11 protein-coding genes, 1 tRNA gene and 1 pseudogene are annotated in these 17,922 nt (G+C 69.8%); 3 read left to right on the forward strand and 10 right to left on the reverse strand.

The genetic code is table 11. From position 1 onward, the window contains the following. Positions 1-36 precede the first annotated feature (36 nt). Together ACP4J0_RS15450 and dcd are read right to left on the reverse strand one after the other, a co-directional pair. Positions 37-534, reverse strand: a complete 498-nt coding sequence (locus ACP4J0_RS15450; RefSeq protein WP_426520919.1) for a phosphoribosyltransferase — start codon at positions 532-534, stop codon at positions 37-39. Between the two features lie 28 nt (positions 535-562). Further along, positions 563-1,138, reverse strand: coding sequence for a dCTP deaminase (dcd, locus tag ACP4J0_RS15455; protein WP_055418772.1), 576 nt, complete (start codon positions 1,136-1,138; stop codon positions 563-565). A 534-nt stretch (positions 1,139-1,672) separates the two neighbouring features. Here dcd and ACP4J0_RS15460 point away from each other — a divergent pair. Together ACP4J0_RS15460 and ACP4J0_RS15465 are read left to right on the forward strand one after the other, a co-directional pair. After that, positions 1,673-1,746, forward strand: a tRNA-Gly gene (locus tag ACP4J0_RS15460). A 307-nt stretch (positions 1,747-2,053) separates the two neighbouring features. Then, positions 2,054-2,473 carry a hypothetical protein gene (locus ACP4J0_RS15465; protein WP_426599241.1) on the forward strand — a complete coding sequence of 140 codons (420 nt, stop codon included), beginning with the start codon at positions 2,054-2,056 and terminating at the stop codon, positions 2,471-2,473. A gap of 263 nt (positions 2,474-2,736) precedes the next feature. On the opposite strand, the pseudogene ACP4J0_RS15470 reads toward ACP4J0_RS15465, so the two are convergent. The 3 genes and pseudogenes from ACP4J0_RS15470 to ACP4J0_RS15480 all read right to left on the reverse strand — a co-directional run. After that, positions 2,737-3,213: pseudogene (locus tag ACP4J0_RS15470) on the reverse strand (DNA repair ATPase); the annotation flags it as partial. 55 nt (positions 3,214-3,268) lie between these two features. Continuing rightward, the gene (locus ACP4J0_RS15475; RefSeq protein WP_426599242.1) at positions 3,269-3,667 is read right to left on the reverse strand and encodes a PIN domain-containing protein; all 399 of its coding nucleotides are present in this window, start codon (positions 3,665-3,667) and stop codon (positions 3,269-3,271) included. Then, on the reverse strand, positions 3,664-3,945 hold the full coding sequence (locus tag ACP4J0_RS15480) for a hypothetical protein (protein ID WP_164251275.1): 282 nt from the start codon (positions 3,943-3,945) through the stop codon (positions 3,664-3,666). The genes ACP4J0_RS15475 and ACP4J0_RS15480 overlap by 4 nt, the downstream gene beginning before the upstream one ends. Before the next feature lie 259 nt (positions 3,946-4,204). Between ACP4J0_RS15480 and ACP4J0_RS15485 the strand changes: the two genes are divergently transcribed. After that, the gene (locus ACP4J0_RS15485; RefSeq protein WP_426599243.1) at positions 4,205-4,735 is read left to right on the forward strand and encodes a peptidylprolyl isomerase; all 531 of its coding nucleotides are present in this window, start codon (positions 4,205-4,207) and stop codon (positions 4,733-4,735) included. A 292-nt stretch (positions 4,736-5,027) separates the two neighbouring features. Here ACP4J0_RS15485 and ACP4J0_RS15490 read toward each other — a convergent pair whose 3' ends face one another. The 5 genes from ACP4J0_RS15490 to ACP4J0_RS15510 all read right to left on the reverse strand — a co-directional run bounded on the left by ACP4J0_RS15490 (position 5,028) and on the right by ACP4J0_RS15510 (position 16,977). Continuing rightward, positions 5,028-6,953: a hypothetical protein gene (locus ACP4J0_RS15490; protein WP_426599244.1), complete on the reverse strand. Its 1,926-nt coding sequence runs from the start codon at positions 6,951-6,953 to the stop codon at positions 5,028-5,030. A gap of 316 nt (positions 6,954-7,269) precedes the next feature. Beyond that, positions 7,270-8,835: a hypothetical protein gene (locus ACP4J0_RS15495; protein ID WP_426599245.1), complete on the reverse strand. Its 1,566-nt coding sequence runs from the start codon at positions 8,833-8,835 to the stop codon at positions 7,270-7,272. A 29-nt stretch (positions 8,836-8,864) separates the two neighbouring features. Beyond that, positions 8,865-12,344: a hypothetical protein gene (locus ACP4J0_RS15500; protein ID WP_426599246.1), complete on the reverse strand. Its 3,480-nt coding sequence runs from the start codon at positions 12,342-12,344 to the stop codon at positions 8,865-8,867. After that, positions 12,341-14,521, reverse strand: a complete 2,181-nt coding sequence (locus ACP4J0_RS15505; protein WP_426599247.1) for a hypothetical protein — start codon at positions 14,519-14,521, stop codon at positions 12,341-12,343. The genes ACP4J0_RS15500 and ACP4J0_RS15505 overlap by 4 nt, the downstream gene beginning before the upstream one ends. Positions 14,522-14,529: 8 nt before the next feature. After that, entirely contained in the window at positions 14,530-16,977 is a 2,448-nt protein-coding gene (locus ACP4J0_RS15510; protein WP_426599248.1) for a DUF6603 domain-containing protein, read from the reverse strand. Positions 16,978-17,922: the final 945 nt, after the last annotated feature.

Raw genomic sequence — 17,922 nt, forward strand, 5'->3', positions numbered from 1 at the left:
GCGGACGTCTTCCGAAGACCAGGCGTCTTCCGGAGATCAGGCGTCGAGCACCTGCCCGGCCCGTCGCACGACAGGTTCCTGAACCGACCACGGGAAGTTGATCCACTCGTCGGTCCGCTTCCACACGTACTCGCACTGGACGAGCGAGTGGGACTTCTCATAGATCACGGCGCTGCGGACCTCGGCGACGGTGTCCAGGCAGAAGTCCCGCACCAGCTTGAGCGTCTTGCCGGTGTCGGCGACGTCGTCGGTGATGAGGACCTTCTTCCGGGAGAAGTCGATGACGTTGGGCACGGGCGCGAGCATGACCGGCATCTCGAGCGTGGTGCCGACCCCGGTGTAGAACTCCACGTTCACGAGGTGGATGTTCTTGCAGTCGAGGGCGTAGGCCAGTCCACCCGCCACGAAGACCCCGCCACGCGCGATGGAGAGCACTATGTCGGGCTCGTACCCGTCGTCGGCGACGGCCTGCGCGAGCTCACGCACGGCGACGCCGAACTGCTCGTAGGTCAGATTCTCCCGAACATCACTCATGCGCGTGTCCCGCCTGCGTTCTCGCTGCTCATACCTGGGTCCGATGGAAGTTGAGGAAGGACCGCGAGGCCGTCGGCCCACGCTGCCCCTGGTAACGGGACCCGTACCGCTCGCTCCCGTACGGGTGCTCGGCCGGCGACGTGAGCCGGAACATGCACAGCTGCCCGATCTTCATGCCCGGCCACAGCTTGATGGGCAGGGTCGCGAGATTGCTGAGCTCGAGCGTCACGTGTCCGGAGAAACCCGGGTCGATGAACCCCGCGGTGGAGTGCGTGACGAGCCCGAGCCGCCCGAGCGAGCTCTTCCCCTCCAGCCGCGAGGCGAGATCGTCGGGCAGTGAGACGACCTCGTACGTACTGGCCAGCACGAACTCACCGGGGTGCAGGATGAACGGCTCGTCCCCCTCCGGCTCCACGAGCCGGGTCAGGTCCGCCTGCTCCACGGAGGGGTCGATGTGCGGGTACCGGTGATTCTCGAACACCCGGAAGTAGCGGTCGAGGCGCACGTCGATACTCGACGGCTGCACCATGGAGTCGTCGAAAGGATCGATGCGGACCCGCCCGGAATCGATCTCGGCCCGGATGTCCTTGTCTGAGAGAAGCACGCACCGAGGATACGCAAGGCGCGCGGAGCAGCGACAATCGCCGCCGCGCCGCGCGCCCGGTCCTACTGGAGTCCTACTGGGGGTCCCCCCGACGGGAGGCCGGCTACCGCTTTCCGGAACCCACCGGCACGGCACTCCGCAGCCGCGCACACCGCGGACATCGGACGAGCCGGCCGGGGCCGAGTCGCTCGGCCTGCTGCATCGGGAACGAGGCGGCGGTGAACACGTGCCCATCGGCACAGCGGAGGACGGTGCGATCCATCAAGTCCTTCAAGTCCCTTCCCCAAGAGCCGCGTCTGGCTTACTACCGTGACGACAAAAGCCACAGTACGGGATCAAAGAGACGTCTCTCCAGGCGGCACTCCGACCCCTCCCGGACCGCCCCGAGGCCCCCCACCGTACGCCCCAACTCCGGCCCCCCGCAGCCGCATCACCCCGCCGAAACGCCCGCCGGCCCCACGGCGCGAACACCGGGGGCCGGAGATGAGGTAGAGTGAGCAGGCGTCCAGGCACCGACCATGATCGGCGTCTTACGCGGGTGTAGTTTAGTGGTAGAACATCAGCTTCCCAAGCTGAGAGTGCGAGTTCGATTCTCGTCACCCGCTCCATGCGTAACCCCCAGGTCACAGCCCTGGGGGTTTTCATTGTCTAGACCATTCCGGGGGTTCCGTGCCCTCTGCGTGCCCCAAGTGCAGGTCAGCCGCTCCCTCTAGGGACTCTCGGGCGCAGATTGGGTCGACAGGGCACCCGACCGTCTCGAACAATAAGACGCCTTTTTGGTGATCTGGGTCACAAGGTCGGCAAATGGGGGGCCAGTCGCCGAAGCAAAGGGCCTCGCCATCGCTAGGCCGTGTCAGGGTGGTCGCTGCTCGGCTCACGCTTGGATGCCAAGCCCGGCGCTGCACCTCCGTGACCATGTCGGAGAAGAAGCGCGCCCCAGCAGATGGACAGGTCCTCGAACGAGGGCTGGAATCCTCCCTCGAGGGCGCCCGACTGTTCCGCGAGGCTTGGATCACCGGAGTGCGCAAGCACTTCCCCGGAGAGCCCAAGCCCGGCTACGTCACCCCCTGGGAAGAGACGCCCGAGTGGGAGCGCCAGGCCGCCGGCGCCGTCCACGACCAGGTGCGCCAGTTCCTCGACCTCAGCGACCGCCACGCCTCCCGCCTCACCCGCGAGCAGAAGAGCCGCTTCGTCGCCACCTGCTGGACCGCGCAGATGTACAAGCACTTCGGAAACCCGAAGCCCGGCCATGTCGCCGACTGGCCCGACCTGCCCGACTGGCAGAAGGAAACCGACGCCGACATCTTCGAGGCCATCGAGGACGCCTTGAAATAGACACTCGTTCGATTCCCTCGCAGTGCGCTCAAGGTGGTGCTGGTAGCGGACACCTCAGTACGTTGATGGTGGCACTTCAGATAGCGGCATCATCTCGCTCACCTGGCGCGATGGCAGAACCGAGGCTCCGTCATCGGCTGGGAAAAGCCCCCGCGCAGCGGCCCTACGAGCAATCGGGTCCCCCACCACCCGATCACGGGTGCGGCGAGGAAGATCACGGGGGAGGTCAGCGCACGCAGCGGCCTCATGGATACGGCGGCTTCGAGCAGCAGCAGGCCGCCGGTGTCAGTGCGCTTGGTGTCGCCCGTGGTGCCGAGCTGCTTGGCGAGGCTGTCGCCTACCAGAGGGAGGTAGACCTCGTCGATGAGCCTGCTGCGCACGAACGCGGACATCACGCGCGGCCGGTACTCGTCCAGGCGCAGACGGCTGCGCTCGGCGGAGACCAGTGCCGCGCGGCGGCGCTGGTAGGCCGGGTGGGCGGGAACCTCACGGGCGCGGAACTCCTGCGCACGGGCCATGAGCTCGTCGACCTGGACGGTCAGGGTCCGGTCGTGGACGCGCGGGTGGGTGCCGAGCAGCCCCTCGACGGTCTCGGTCACGAGGGCGTCCGCCTCATAACGGGGCAGGTCGGGACACAGCTCGGCGGCCACGGCCTCGGCCAGATCACCCGGGGCGAGGTCGGCGCCGGTCGCCGAGGTGTACGAGGTCAGCCATGCCTCGACGAGTTGCCTGCGGGCGGCCGGGGCGGTGAGAGGGAGGCACAGGCAAGCACGTCTTGCCAGCAGTTGCCTCGGCTCAGACCTTTTCGGCGCTCACGCGTGGATGCCCGGCAGTGAGCATTCCGACGTCTTGCACGTCGGAAGTCAGGATCGTCACCCTGCCGGGATGCTGCAGGGCGGTCGCGCACAGCATGGCGTCGATGGCGTATTTGTGGCCGTGCAGCCCCGCTGCCCGCAGCAAGGCGGCAGCGGATTGCGCGACGGCTTGGGTCACCGGCTCGACGCTCAGACGGGACAGGGTCCACCTCAGTGCGGCGTCGTTGATCTTCGGATGGATCACCTCGACCAGCACGGCCGCCGAGGTGATCACGGGCAGATCCGCGTCGCGAGCCGCCGTCAGCCACTCGTGGATTTCCCGATCCCGGTGTACGGCCTTCGCCAGGCCCTCACTGTCCAGGACCAGGACACCGCTCACGCGGCCGCCCCGGCGTTCGTGGCGCCTCCGGTCAGCCGGGCACGCTTGGCCGCCACGGCCTCGGAATCGGCCGGACCGTGCACCTTGTCGAAGTCTGCGATCAGCTCGTCCAGATTGTCGCGCTCGATCTGCCGCTGGGCCGCCTTCTCCAGGTAAGCCGAGACACCTCGCTTGCCGACCCGCTCACGGATGGCCTGCAGGGTTCCGGCGGTCAAGGTGACGGAGATACCACTGGTGGGGCCGTCGCCGGGCGGGAAGTCAACGTCGTCGTCAGTCACACTCCGAGTATGCCATTCGAAATAGCACAGCGGGTGGAAAGTGGCACCTCGCGGCTCCGATCGAATGACAGAGGCCCCGGCGCCAGGTGCTCGTGGATGCAGCCGGCGGTTTCGTGTGGATCAGTCGGAGCTACGTCTGGCGGGCGTCAGCGTCGCGGGTCGCGGAGGTCCACTCCCTGGAGCAGTCACACTGTGCATTCCTATCAGTACTGTCAGTATGGGTGCGTCGCGATACCTATCACGGTGAAAGGCACCGCCCATGGCTGATGAGTCTGTCCACGCCACCCTGCACACGTCACGAGGGGACATCAAGCTGACGCTGTTCCCGTCCCACGCCCCGGAGACCGTCCGTAACTTCGTGGAGCTGGCGCAGGGCACAAAGCCGTACGAGGGGATGAACTCCAAGGGCGAGTCCAGCGGGCCGTTCTACGACGGATCGATCTTCCACCGCGTGATCAAGGACTTCATGATCCAAGGCGGCGACCCCTCGGGCACGGGACGGGGCGGCCCCGGTTACTCCTTCAAGGATGAGATTCACCCGGATCTGAAGTTCGACAAGCCGTACCGGCTGGCCATGGCCAATCCCGGCACTCGAGACAGCAACGGTTCGCAGTTCTTCATCACCGTCGCACCCACGACGTGGCTCAACAGCAAGCACACCATCTTCGGCGAAGTAGCCGACAAATCCTCTACCGAAGTCCTGGACGACATCTCGCACGCTCGTACTGGCCCCTCCGACAAACCCCTTGAGGACATCGTGATCAAGCGCGTCACCATCGAGGGCAGTTAGGCGGGCACCAGGTGTCCCAGTGCCTCGCGAAGAGCCGTGCCCACGACGGGCCCCGCCACGGCCACCTGCCGAAGCTCGACTTAGCGCAGCCAGTGCCCCTCGCATGCCCCAACTGCAGGTGGCCACGGTGACGCCCAGCTGGGCCCGGCGCGCCGTAGCTACCGCAAGCCAGTACTCGCGCCGTGGGGGTTACGGGTTTCGGGGTCTGTCGGTACCGGCAGCGCGGGGCTGCCTGCCGACCAGTGGGGCGCGGTATCAACGGCAGGCCGACGGTTCGTTGAAACTGCGGTGCTCAACCCATGACGACCAGAACTGCCCGAGCCTCCTGCGGGGTTTCGGCCGTCAGGACCAGGGAGGCGGCGGCTTCGGCCGTCTCGGGCGCGGTACGGTCCGTGGCTTTCGGCGCGGTGTAGCGCAGTGAGATTTTCTTGAGTGGTGGCAGCAGGTCCGGCAGACCTGCCGTCGGCTGGCCATTGGCGGGCAGCAGGGGGGCGAGCGCCTGGCTGAGTGTGATGCCCCTTTCGAGGGTCGAGGTCGCGGTCCAGCTCGTCGACTTCGGGTCCTTGTCCGCCACGAGTTCGAACTTCATGAGCGGTGACTCCGCGTCCGCATGGCCGAGTGCGAAGGACCCCTTGGCCAAGACCTCTGAGGTCTTGCCCTTGGCGGTGATCTTCATTTCGGCGAGTTCGACAGTGGTCCGCAGGTCCGCGGTCAGCGGGAACTCGGCGGTCGCCTTCGCGTCGAACGTGCGCTCCTCGGCGGTGGAGACAACCGTGAAGCTGAGCTTCTGCAAGGTCAGCTCCGTCAGGGACGCCGGCAGGCCACTGCCCATGGTCTGCTCGGCCCAGGCGCTGATGTCGCGAAAGGCGATGTTTTCGGCCTCTGCGGTCAGTGTCCAGCTCTCAGCTTTCTGGCTCCTCCTGGCCGTCGCCTTGATTTCGGCCTCGCCTACGGTGAGCCTGCCGTCCAGGGTGAGCTCACGTTTCCGGTCTCCGTCGCCGACCGCCTTCACCGTCACGTTCGCGACCTGCACTCCGGCGATCTTCTGGGCGGCGGAGAGCTTCCCCGTGATGTCGTAGGTGCCCTTTTGGAGGTCGTACTGGAAGGAGAGCTCCCCGTTGGTGTCCTTGCGGAGGTCGGATGCCATGTGCTCGAAGAAGCCGCTGTCGTGGGCGAGCACGCCCTTTGCGGTCATGGACGGCAGTACGACCGTGACGGCGCTGCTCAGGCTGTACGCGGTCAGGTTTCCGGTCAGCGTGACCGACAGCCAGTCCTTCTTCTCTTCGGATTCCTCGGCCTCTTCGGATTCCTCGGCCTCTTCGGTTTCCTCGGTCTCCTCCGCCTTGCCGGTCTCCTCCGTCTCCTCGGTCTTTTCCGCCTCTGCCGTCTCTTCGGTCTCCTCCGCCTTCTTGGCCTCCTTGCGGGCGGTCGGGTCCACGGCGATCCGTGCTCGGACCGCGCCGAGTGTGACGCCTTCCGGCAGCGGCCACCGAGGCGCCAGGTCGATCTCGAGTTCTCCGCTCACCTGCTTACCGTCGGAGGAGCACTGGACGGTGACCTCGCGGAGCGTGGGCCGTACCGAGATGAGACAGTTCCGCCACTCGGCGGGAAAGCGCTCGCTGAACGCTTCCGCGCCGGTGCAGCCTGGCAGGTGCCCCAGGTGTTCCAGGGCCGGCAGGGCGAGTCCGTCGGGGAAGCCGGCTGACGCCGTGAGCACGCCGTCCCGCATCGAGGCGAGGAAAAGCACCGGTTCGGTGATGTCGGAGCGTTCCCACCGGGCTCCGGAGACGGCAGGTGGCCGTTTCTGTCCGGCTTCCTTCTTCGTGGCGGGGACCGCGTGGAGCACGACGACGGGCGACTGTGCTCCCAGCTCCCGGAGCGGACTGAGGTCGTGCGTGGGAAAGGGCTGCGGCAGTCGCCACTGCGGGGCGTCCACGGTCAGGACGAGTCCCGTGACCGTCCCGTCCTGGGCGTCGGACCGGAGGAACTCCGCCACGGCCGGGCACGGCTCCAGGCCCAGGCCGGGTACGGCGCAGCGCCCCCGTACCGTCACGCTCTCCGCAGTGGGCTCCGGCTCCAGGGACTCCAGGATTTTCAGCTCGGAGCCGAGATACGTGGTCAGTACGCCGCTGACCACGGGGTCGGCGAACTGGTCGGCCTGGAGCCGCAGACTCCCGGCCCGTGCCATTTCGGTGATGGTGTCGACGGACAACGGCATTGCTGACTCCCGTCCTCGGTGGTGTGCGGCCGGCCGCGGCCGACCAAGTGGTGGTGAAGGCAGGGGTCGGCGTCATGGGCGGACCCTGGAGCGCCGGGTCTCCTCGCCCGGCGGCCTAGTTCAATCGGCGGAGACAGCGTGGTCTTACCGACGTCGAAGTGGCTGTCGCGGCCGGTACCACCGTGGCCTCGTCGGCCACCGCCGCGGACGTACCGGCCTCACTGTCCTTGCCCGGTGCCGCCTCGGCCCGCCGCGCCGCTGTGGCCGCCACTCGCGGTCCGGGAACCGCTGCCGTCCGTCCTCGATGCCGTCGCCATCAGCCGGCGAGAACGGGGAAGAAGTACGCGTCGGTCCTGCCGCCTTCCCCGGCCTGCCAGATCTTGTACCACTGGCCCGCGTGCAGTGGGACGGTGGCCGAAGCCATCCACACGTCAGGAGTCTTGCCGTAGTCGATGGACGCGGCCGCCACGGTCTCGTACACCCCTCCCCATGCCCCGTCGGTGTTGATGTCCACGAAGATGGTCCTGGTGGCATAGCGATCGGCGGTTCTGATCCACAGGAGCAGCACGCCGTTGGAGGGTGCCTGGCGCTTGGTGTCGTCGAACGCGCCGGTCAGCTTCGTGGGTGCGCCGAGCACGGAGGAGATGTGGGCACGAGCGGCCGTTGCCTTGCCCTTGATCCAGAGATCGCCGTCCGCCATCCCGCTGTAATTGGTGGAGCCGACGAGTGCCTTGTCGGTTGCGGCGAGTCGTTTTGCCGTGAGGTCGTTCCTGACCCGGAGGTCGCCTTCCGCCATCCCGGTGTAGTCGGTGGAGCCGACGAGGACCTTGTCGGCCACGGCGAGCTTGACGGAGTGGATCTCCGGGGCGGAGAGCTTCTGGCTCGTGGTGAGGGCGTCGGCCACGACGAGTGTGGCCTCTTTTCCGTAGACAGCTCCGTAGAAGTGGCTCTCCTTCTCCACCACCACGGCACCGTCGACGGTCAGGAGTTGGTGCCCACGCAGGTTCTTCTGACCGCCTGCGGTGATCTTGTCAACGGTCAGTCGCGGGATGACAGGCTCCGCGACGGCGACCGCGGTCGAGAGGTGGTGGGTGATGGTCTCGCCGGAGCGCTGCAGCGTCACTTGGACACGGAAGTGCGTGTCGCGGGTGATGTCGGTGACGGGGAGCTGCCATTTCTCCTGGCCGCTCAGCCGCGCGGGCTCCCTGCCGTCGTAGTGGACCTCGCAGACGGCGTCCGGCGGTGCGGTCCAGGTGAGGACGGCATTTCCCCGGTGCTCCGGCTTGAGCAGAGTGACGGGGGTGGCACTGGGGTTGCCCTCGGTGTCGACGGCGTGGACGGCGAGGTTGCCGACCACGTCGTCCGTCAGGGCCTCCTCCGGCGGGTACTTGGCGACGGAGAGGGTGACCTGGTGGTCCTCCCAGGTGTTCCCGTTGTCGACGCTGACGGTCTCCCGGATGCGCAGCAGGGCGGTTCCGGTGCGGGCATTGATCCTGAGGTCCTTGACGCGCACGAGGAGTCCGTGGGTGGTGAGGGAGACCGACTCGCCGTTGGCGGGGACGACCTTCAGCTCCGTGCCCCTGCCGGGGAAGGCTGCCGTCTCGTCCTGGGGCAGGGTGAGGAGGACTCCGTCCTGGAGCTGGTCGACGGTCCACTGGTCGGCCGGTTCGACCGAGGCCAGGAGATGTTGGCCCGCGGGCACGAGGTCTTGGGCGAGGTCGCCGGTGGGAAGTACGACGACGATCTGCTTGCACAGGACGGGAACGGTGCCCGAGTTGGACACGACCAGGTAGAGACGGGCCGGCCGGCCGGTGGCCGGTGTGGCCGGGGCCGTGGCCAGGCCGTAGGTCAGGCCGCTGGTGCTGTCGCGCTGGCCGCTCATGTCAGGTTCTCCTTCGGCTCTTGCGGCGGTTACCGGGACGTGGCGGGGGCCGGCGGGGGCGGGTCGTAGGAGGTGAGCAGGCCGGAGCGGAGGACGGGGGCCCGGCCGGTCCAGCTCGGTGCGGTGCTCGCGGCCGAGGTGGCGAAGCGGGTCCAGGCGCCGTCCGGGGCGCGTTCCGCCCAGGTCCACGTCCGGTCGTCGACGGTCCGTACCGGCAGGGCGACGGCGTCCTCCTGCGTGGCGGCCGCCGAGGTGAGCAGCGGTCCGCTGCGCAGGACGGTGCGCATGCGGCTCAGCGGCCCGTCGGTGAAGCGGCGGGGGATCTCCAGTGCCGTGGTGGGCAGCAGGCCGGTCGTGGCGTGCACCGGGGCATGCGGGTCCACCAGCAGAGTCAGGAGCCGCGGCGTCCCGGCCGTGACGCGTAGATGGATGCCCTCCCCGACGGCGGCGAGGTGCGGATGCGTGCCGTCCGGTGCGACGACGGTACGCAGCACGCCGGGTTCGTCGTCGGTGAAGTAGCCCACCAGTCCGTCGCCGACGCGCTGTCGTTCGCCCAGGCGCACCGGCCAGGGGTAGCCGGTGAAGTCGGGACTCGGCGGCTCGTGGTCGAAGACGTGCTTCCAGCCGGGGTCGGTGGGCGGCGGCCCGTCCAGATCCAGGCGGAGGCGGCAGCGGACGACGGCGAGCGGATGCCCGGCGAGCGCGGCCGGGACGGCACCGGTGGTGGGCGTGACGTCCAGCAGCGAGGTCTTCAGGACGTCCAGGGCGGCGGGCAGCGGGCTGTCGCCGCCGGCACCCCGGAACCAGGTGATCAGCTCCTCCAAGTACGGGAGAGCGGCGTACAGGTCGGCGGTGGCGCCGGGCAGCGGTGACCACGCCGCTTCCGGGTCGGGCCGGCCGATTCGGTACGCCTGGCGGAGCAGGCCCACGGCGGTGCCGTCCGGGGTGTACACCGTGAGGGAGTTGTCCACCGGGCTGGGGACGATCCAGCCGACGATCGGATTGCCGTCTTCCAGGTGCGTGGCCTGGTACGTCTCGCGGGTGGTGTCCACCAGTTCCAGCCGCAGACGTGCGGCCTGGGGCAGGCGCGGCGGCAGCTGGACGACATGGTCCGAAGCGGTGCCCAGGACCTCGGGAACGGCCTGCGGGCGGTGGTGGCCGGCGACCACAGGGCGCCGGAAGGCACTCGCCCGGCCGGTTCCCTCCGGGGTGATGACGTTCAGGGCACGTCCGAAGGAGTCCACAACGGTGAGCCTGCGGAAGCGGAACTGCCCCGCGCGCAGTTGCTGGAACCCGGAGTCCGGCCAGCCGCCGAAGGACTTGGGGAGCGGGCCGGGGTCGGGGCTGGTGCGGTAGGCGTCCCCGATCAGTTCCGCCAGTTCGGGCGGTGCGCCCAGGGGTGGGAAGCCCTGGCCGGGGTCCTGGCCGATGAGCAGTTCACGCAGCCCTGCCAGGGTTCCGGCCAGGACGTCGCCGCGTTCCATGCGGTCGGCGAGGGCGTCGTAGTGGGGGGACGGGTCGGGGCAGTGGAGCGCGTACTGGCGGACCCGGTCGGCCAGGGTGCGGGGCAGGTGGTCGCTGAGCAGCGTCCGGCCTGCGTAGTCGCGCGCGGGCTCGGGCCTCGGCCGGGGGCAGACGTAGTCGGTGCCGTCGAACTGCCACTGGTCGTACGGCAGGGGGTGGTATTCGATGTGCCAGAGCAGGTGGATCGGCTGCCAGGGCTGTGTCCAGGGCTCGTTGCCGAAGGCCGGGGCGGTGCCGACGTGCGGGGCGGGCGCCGCTCCCGTGTCCCCCCGGCCGCCCTTCGGGCGCAGTTGCACGACCGGGCAGTCCGGGTCGAGCAGGAACGCCTCGCGCACCAGGGCGCGGGTGACGGCCGGCATGGCGGAGCGCTCGTGCGGGCCGAGGTCGAGGGTGTTGCACGCGAGGTCGGGATGCTCGGCGGTCAGCCCGCCGGGCGTGCCGGGGTGTGCGACCGCGGTCACCGTCCGGTCGCCGGACCGGCAGGGCAGTTGGGCGTCGTCGGGGGTGGGCATGGAGCCGGCGCCCTGGAGGACGACGGAAGGGTCCAGGGCGCGGTGGAAGGGGTCGAGTGCCACGCGCTTGAGGTCCCAGCCGGTGGGCAGGCCGTGAACGCCGGCGTACCGCCGGACCGATTCCGCCAGTTGTTCAGGGGTATCGCCGTCCGGGAGGCCGGCGCGGAGCCGGTCGAGTTCCTGCCGGCCGGTGCGCACGCGGGCGGCGAGGCTGCCCTCGCGCCGGGGGTCGAGTTCCTCCGTCAGCCGACGGTGGTAGTCGGGCGGCTGCACGGGCAGGCCCTGGAGTCGCCACATGCCGTACAGCCTGCGGCGCAGCCCGGCCAGCTCGCGGTTCGCCCGGTCGTAGGCGTGCTGGGCGGCGTTCAGGCGGGCCTCGACGGTCCGGCCGTGCTGCTCGTCCTGGGGGGAGGTCGGGCCTTCCGAGTTGCTGGGCGGCAGGGCGTGCCAGGCGTACGAGGTGGTGCCCTCGGCGAAGCCGGCGGTGAGCAGGGCGTCCGTGAGGTGGAACGTGTTGTCCGGTTCGTTCGCCCGGGCGAGGGTGCCGGACTGGAGCTGGTCGAGCAGCGCGGGGACGAGGGTCGCGGTCGTCCGGGGAACGGTCGCGGCCGTGTCGGCGGCCAGGGCGGTGAGCGCCGAGCGGGCGCTGTCGGCGACCGCCACGGTCGGGTCCGGCCGCCGCTCGCGGGAGGGGTCGAAGCGGCGCAGGACGCTGTGGACTCGGCCGGTGTAGACGCTGCGTGTGTCGGAGGGCGGGGTGCTGTCGGTCTGCCAGCCCAGGGAGGCTGTTCGCTTCCGGCATGCCTCTGGGTCGGCGAGCGGGTCGTCCGAGTGCGCGGCGAGCGGGTCGTCGGAGTGCGCCGTGTGCCAGCCGATGACCTGGTAGCCCAGGCGGTCGAAACGGTCGGGGAGTTGCGCCAGTGAGTCGTGGAAGGAGAACACGTCCTGGCAGTGCGGCTGGAACGCGGCGAACGACAGGGCCCCGGGGCCGGTCGCGGTGAGGAAGGTGGGCTGCCCCGCCGCGGGCTCCGTCCAGCGCGCGGCCTCGGTGTGGCGGCCGATCCGGGTCGGTGTGACGTGGCCCCGGCCGGGCCGCAGATAGGGCACGGTGCCGGTGCGCTTGTCGAGGAAGTCGCTCTCGACGACCCATGCGGCGGTGGTGTACTCGCCGGTGGCCGTGTAGGCGTGCCGGACGACCAGCCAGCGGTTGGGGGCGGGCGGGAGCGTGACCTCGCCGCCGGGGGTGGTCGCCCGTCGTAGCGCCGCCGGGAGTTCCCAGTGCAGGTACACGCCCCGGTGTGCGGGGTCTCGGGCGAAGTTCGTGTCGGTGCTTGCGAAGGGCGGCGGCTCCGGGGAGCGGTGGACGCCGAGCAGGTGGTAGTTGGGCACCCAGCGCTGGAAGTCCTGGTCGCCCATTTGTTCGTTGACGACCAGAGCCCGGAGCCTGACGGGAACGAGGAGTTCGGTGGTCATCGGCGGGTTCCTCCGAACGTGAGGGTGAGCTGCTCGGGGGCGCGCACCAGTTGCATGGCGAACTCGGCCGGGGAGATGGTCGTCCGGGGCGCGATCTCCGCGGCCAGCTCCCGGGCCAGAACGGCCGCGAGCTTGCCGACGTCCAGCACCCGCGGCCCGGCGGGGCGGGCCATCGGTGCCGGAACCGAGCGTTTCGGCGGCGGGGCGGCATCTCCGCGTCCTTGGCGGCGCAGTACCACCTCCCCTTCCTCGTCGGTGCCGAAGTACAGGCCCTGAGGCGGTTCGCTGATCGTCAGGCTGTGCGGCACCCGGTCGAAGAGCACCAGCAGGACGTCGGCCCCCAGGGCTTCGTTGTGGATCACCCGGACCGGTTCGGTCCCGGCGGAGTGGGCCTCGACGCGAAGGGCCGGCCAGCCCGGGACGAGCGCCGAGCGCAGCAGGAGTCCTGCGGCCGGAACGGGCCCGTGGCCGGCCAGCAGCTCGTCCAGTTCGGTGTCGGTCGCGGTGTCGGCGTCGGGGTTGCGGTCCAGGCTGCGCGCGCCGTCGAGGAGGGCGTCGAGCCAGCCGCGGTCGACATGGAACAGGCGCAGGCTCTCGGGCGGCAGCATCCGCTGGTCCGGGACGAGACAGTCGAACGGCACTCCTCTCAGCGTGCGCAGTCCCGCCAGCCACTTCGCCGCCTCCGCGGCGTCCGGCGACGGCGTCCGCGGAGTGGAGGCGTGGCGTGGGACGTCGCGGCGCGGCGGGACGGGGGCTGTGGGTGCGGCCCGAGGGCGCGGCTCGTCCTCGGGGACACCGAGGGCCGTGGCCAGCACGTCGGCGGCGTCGCCGCGCAGCAGTTCCTCGAACACCTCGCGCGGCGACTCTCCGGCCACCGCTCCGGTGGGCAGGGCGCCGTAGAGCTGCCGCTGGTACGTCGCGTACTGACGGTCGGTCGCCCGGCGCAGCCTGCCCTGGTGACGCAGGCGGACCAGGGTCGTGGCGAATCCGGGATCGGCGAGGGCCAGGGCGCGGCCCGTGTTCCAGGCGCAGGCGTAGCCGACGGCGAAGGTGCCCGTAACGGGTTCGTGGAGCAGGAGGCCGTCGGCGTCGGGGAAGTGGCCGTCTGCGGGGCGGGGCAGCTCGGGTGCGACCCGGGGGAGGAACGGGCCGCTGTACCACGCGAGGGTGCGCTCGCCGGAGTCGGTGACGTGGGTCATCGGGACCAGGCCCTGCTCCAGCAGGTAGCTCAGGTCCTCCCGCAGTCCGGTGCCCGGGTCAGGGGCCGGGCGCAGCGGTGCGGCGCTGTGCTCGTCGTTGTCCGGGGTGAAGCGTTCGGCCAGCCGGCCGAAGCCGTCCCGGGCCGTGGGGCAGGAGGTGAACGTCCAGTGGTGCAGGGACACCAGGCGCACGTGCTTGCCGTCGGGCTCGGGCTTGCCGTCGGAAGTGAGCGGCGGTGCGTGTCCTTCCAGGGATACCAGGTGGGCCACGTACCGGCCCTGGTCCTCGCGGGGGAAGCGGGCCGTGGTGACGACCGCATACGCGTCAGGGGCCGGCGGGCCGTCCTGTCCCTCGGCGGGCGCGGCGTCCTCGCCGCCGACGCGGACGTGGGCGAGGTACTTGAGGTCGGACGGGTCCGGCAGGAGCTGTGCCAGCAGGTCCTGCGGTACGTCGACGACGTGGCAGGGGGTGTCGAGCAGGACGGGGTCGACGGCGTTCGGGTCCAGTCGGGGACCGGAGACCGCGGGGTCGCCGGTGAGGAGCCGACCCACCGTCACCGAGGTGGTGGTGCCCAGGGCGTCGGGGTCACCGGGCAGTTCTCCCTCGCCGAACAGCAGCAGCGCCAGCCAGGGTGTCCGGACAGGGCTTCGCGTGTCGGCGGTGAAGGGCTCCCGCTGCCACGGCAGGGTGGCCGCGTCGAGGGTGATGTGCGGGAGCAGCCGGTGGAAGGAGCCCTGGCTGTGGGCGGCCGGGTAGACGGCGTGCACCCACGAGGGGTCGAGGCGGAACTGCGCTGCCTGCACGTTCACGGTCTGCTGCACCGGCTCGAACCGGGCTCCCGGCAGGTCCTCGGCGGGTAGCCGCTGGTCGACGGTGATCCGGTAGCGGCCCGCTGTGATGCCGGGCAGCAGGTGGTCGTGGAAGGTGATGGGGCTGGCGCCCGCCGGTGCGGTCGGCCCGGCCGGATGCGTGGTCATTGCGGTCCTTACGGGCGGGTGAGGCGCAGGGGCAGGGAGGAGAAGGCCGCTTCGTCGGCGTAGCGGTTGAGCTCCGGGCCGGCGCCTTCGAGGAGGTAGCCGGCGGCGGCCAGGGCGGCGATTGCGTCCTGGCGCTTGGCGGGGTCAGCCATGTCGTCCTTCAGTGCCTTGCTGTCGGATGCCTCCCCACGCGCCCCGGTGGCAGCCGCGGCCGGATCGAGTGGCAGGGTGCCCTCGCGCGGCGGGCTGTGACCGAGGCGCCCCCGGGCGCTGGACTCGGGGTCCTCGGGCAGGCGGGGGGCCGGGACGCTGATACGTGCTCCGCTGACCAGGCCGCGGACGAAAGGGTCCTCGGTGGTGAGTGCGCCATCCGCGCTTCCCGTCCCCCACAGCGCGGCCGGCTGCGGCGTGCGGTGGACGGTGACGCCCCAGTCCGGCTGGACTTCGGCGGTCGGGGGGTTCTCTCCGCCGCCGGGCCTCTCCTTCTCGACGGTGACCAGGAGCGGGACTTCGAGGCCGGTCTTGCGCATGGGCCGGATGTTGACCCTCGTTCCGCCGCCCTCGGTCCTGTCCTCACCGTTGACCTTGACCTTCAGTACAGAGGCGGGGACGGCGCTGCTGACGGTGAAGGCGAAGCCGTCGCAGGTGGTGTGCCACGTCCTGGACGCGTCGGAGTCGCTGCCGGCCGGCTCGCTCTGCCGTGCCGCGGCGGCGTGGTCGGGGTGCAGCCCGTCAACCGGGGCGAGCGTCAGCGGCTGCTGCGGCAGCAGTGTGCGGAACTGCTCCCAGCCGATGGGGGCGGGCCGGGCCCTGGACTCGCCGAAGTCGATGGGGATGTCGATGCCCAGCACCTTCACGTGCGCGGTGCCGCCGAACGGCGGCCCCCACACCGACAACCGGGCGCCCAGCGACTTCTCGCCGCTCCAGCCGAACGCCAGCCACACCTGAGCGGTGATGTCCGCCCACACGTCGATTTCGTAGTGGAACGGTGCCCATTCGACCAGGGCGTCGAAGCCGACGTCGACCCGGGCCTTGGCCCACGAGCCGTCGTAGCGCAGGTCCAGGCGGCCGCCGGCCATGACGGCCGAGGGCGTCAGCGCGAAGTAGCTGGTGCCCTTGAGGGTGACGGAGGAATCCGGGGCCCAGTCGACGCCGACCGGGTCGACCCGCGGGTAGTGCGCGGGCGGGGTGTAGCGCGGGTGGTAGCCGCCGACGGTGAAGACGAAGTCGCCGGGGTGATCGCTGCCACCGAACCACAGGCGCAGCGCCGCTCCCCCGGTCAGGTGGACGGACGGGTCGAGCAGGAAGCTGTCCGGGGAGAGGCGGGCGTCGACGGCGAGCATGTCGGCGGATCTCCGGTAGACGGCGGAGATGGCCAGATCGACGTCCGCGTACGGCTTGGCCGACTTCTTCTTCGGGTCGGGGAACCGGGCCTTCGCCGAGCCCAGCAGTCCCACCACCAGGTCGTCCGCACCGAACTCGGCGAAGGCCAGCGCCTTGCAGTGGACGGTCCCGAAAACCTCCGCGTTGAGACCGAAGGCCAGCCAGGTGGAACCGTCCCGCGGAGTGACCCAGGCGGGGGCGGTGTCGGACCCTTCGGTCAGTTTCGCGAGCATCTCCAGCGGCCGCAGCGGCGCGCCGTCGCCCGCGTCACCGATCCCGCGCAGCAGAGGGAAGTCGGCGACCTGGTCGATGGTGGGCACGCGCAGACTGCTGTTGTACCCGAACCCGGCCTTGAGGCCGGTGATCCGGAAGGCCGGGGGGCCGCCGAACTTCGCTCCCAGCTCGGCGTAGAGAAAGAGCGACTGGGTGCCGTCGCGCAGGACCTGGTACGCACCGATCGCCGTGAAGCCGGCGGCCGGAGTTCTGACCAGGGCACTGCCCTCGATCAGGATCCGGTAGGGCGAGGTGTCGGTGACCGGCCTGTTCACGAACGCGCCGGACATCGCCAGCGGAGGCTTGTCGAAGGTGAGGCTCAACCCGTCCAACCGGCCGACGGGTGCGCTGCCGCCGTCCAGCGGCATGCCCAGCCCCAGTCCGTCCACCTCGATGTCCAGGGGGCCGGCGTGCAGGCCGGCGTCGCACAGGACCCAGATCTTCCCGTCGCGGTAGGTCGCGCCGAGCCGACGCAGGTGCAGCGATCCGACCGAGCGGTCGAGGCCCGCCCAGGCGACGGCCGGTACCGCCGCCGCGTCCGTCCCGTCCGATGCGAACGCGGCGAAAACGGGTGAGGCACCGTCACCGACCGCCGGCTCCTTCGACTCCTCGGCGGACTTGCCGCGGACCAAACGGAACACCAGGGGGGCGCGCTGCTCGTCCCCCCACGCGTAATCCAGCGCCACCAGGGCGTGCCCGCGGGCCTCCTCGGGAAACACGGGCCGGCCGTCATCCAGGTGTGACACCCGATCGTTCAGCGACTGGACCAGCTCGGCGGTGAGAGCGGGGGAAGCGATCACGGCCCTCACGTTGGTGATTCCGAGGTCGTGGTCGGGGCGAATGTGATCACGGACAAGGGGGAGGTCGGACAGTCTGGCGCTGAGCCGTGTGTCGACGAGCAGGGCGAACAAGAGACGCCTTCCAGAGCGGAGAGGAGGTGGGAGGAGTCGAAGGATTACGTTGAACCTCGCGGCTCGCTCTCCATGGTCACCGCGGTTTCGGAATCGGCAATTGCAGTGGTGGCACCTCTGTCTTCGCACCACCCTGGACCGCGTCGAAATCATTTCGTCAGCGAGGCGCTCAAATTCACTAAGCATCCGCTTCTCATCGCGATACGAAATGGCACGGGGCACCTCACAGGATCCGACCCTAGTCACACCGAGCACATGCCGGAACGTTTTTTGAACGGACCTCGACCTAGCATTCACTGGAATAGGTGAGCCACACACTCAGGGGCTGAACGATCGAGTTCTATGATCGAACTTACTCCCGTTCACGGCGATCGCCATTCAAGCGGGCGCAGCGCATGCCTCGCGCCGTGCCACCCGCAGGACCGCCGAAGTAGCACTGTGACCTGCACTGTCCCTGACCACTCTCGTCGCCTTCCCCCCTACGGCAGCTCCGTGCGACACGGCCGACCTCCTCCACCTCCCCCGCGATGCCATCCACACAAGTCCTGGAGACCACTCCACGACGATCTATAAAAAGGCCGAAAATCATGCGCCCTCCGCGCGCCGGTGAAATGCCCCCTCAACGCGCCCACCCTTGGGGTGATGAAGGCGTTTGACACCGCTGCGACCAGTGGCCGATGACCATCGACCGTCCGGCTGGTTCCGCCTTTCACATTGAATCCGTCCGGCCGTTCCGAAACCGTCGCAGCCCGCTTGAGATCCCCCCGAACCGTACGAGGAGAAACTCAACTCAGCATTCCCACCGGCCCCGCGTGAAAGCCGGAGCGTCAGAAC

Origin of the sequence: Streptomyces sp. WG7 (genome assembly GCF_049975785.1) — a bacterium.
Lineage (GTDB): Bacteria > Actinomycetota > Actinomycetes > Streptomycetales > Streptomycetaceae > Streptomyces.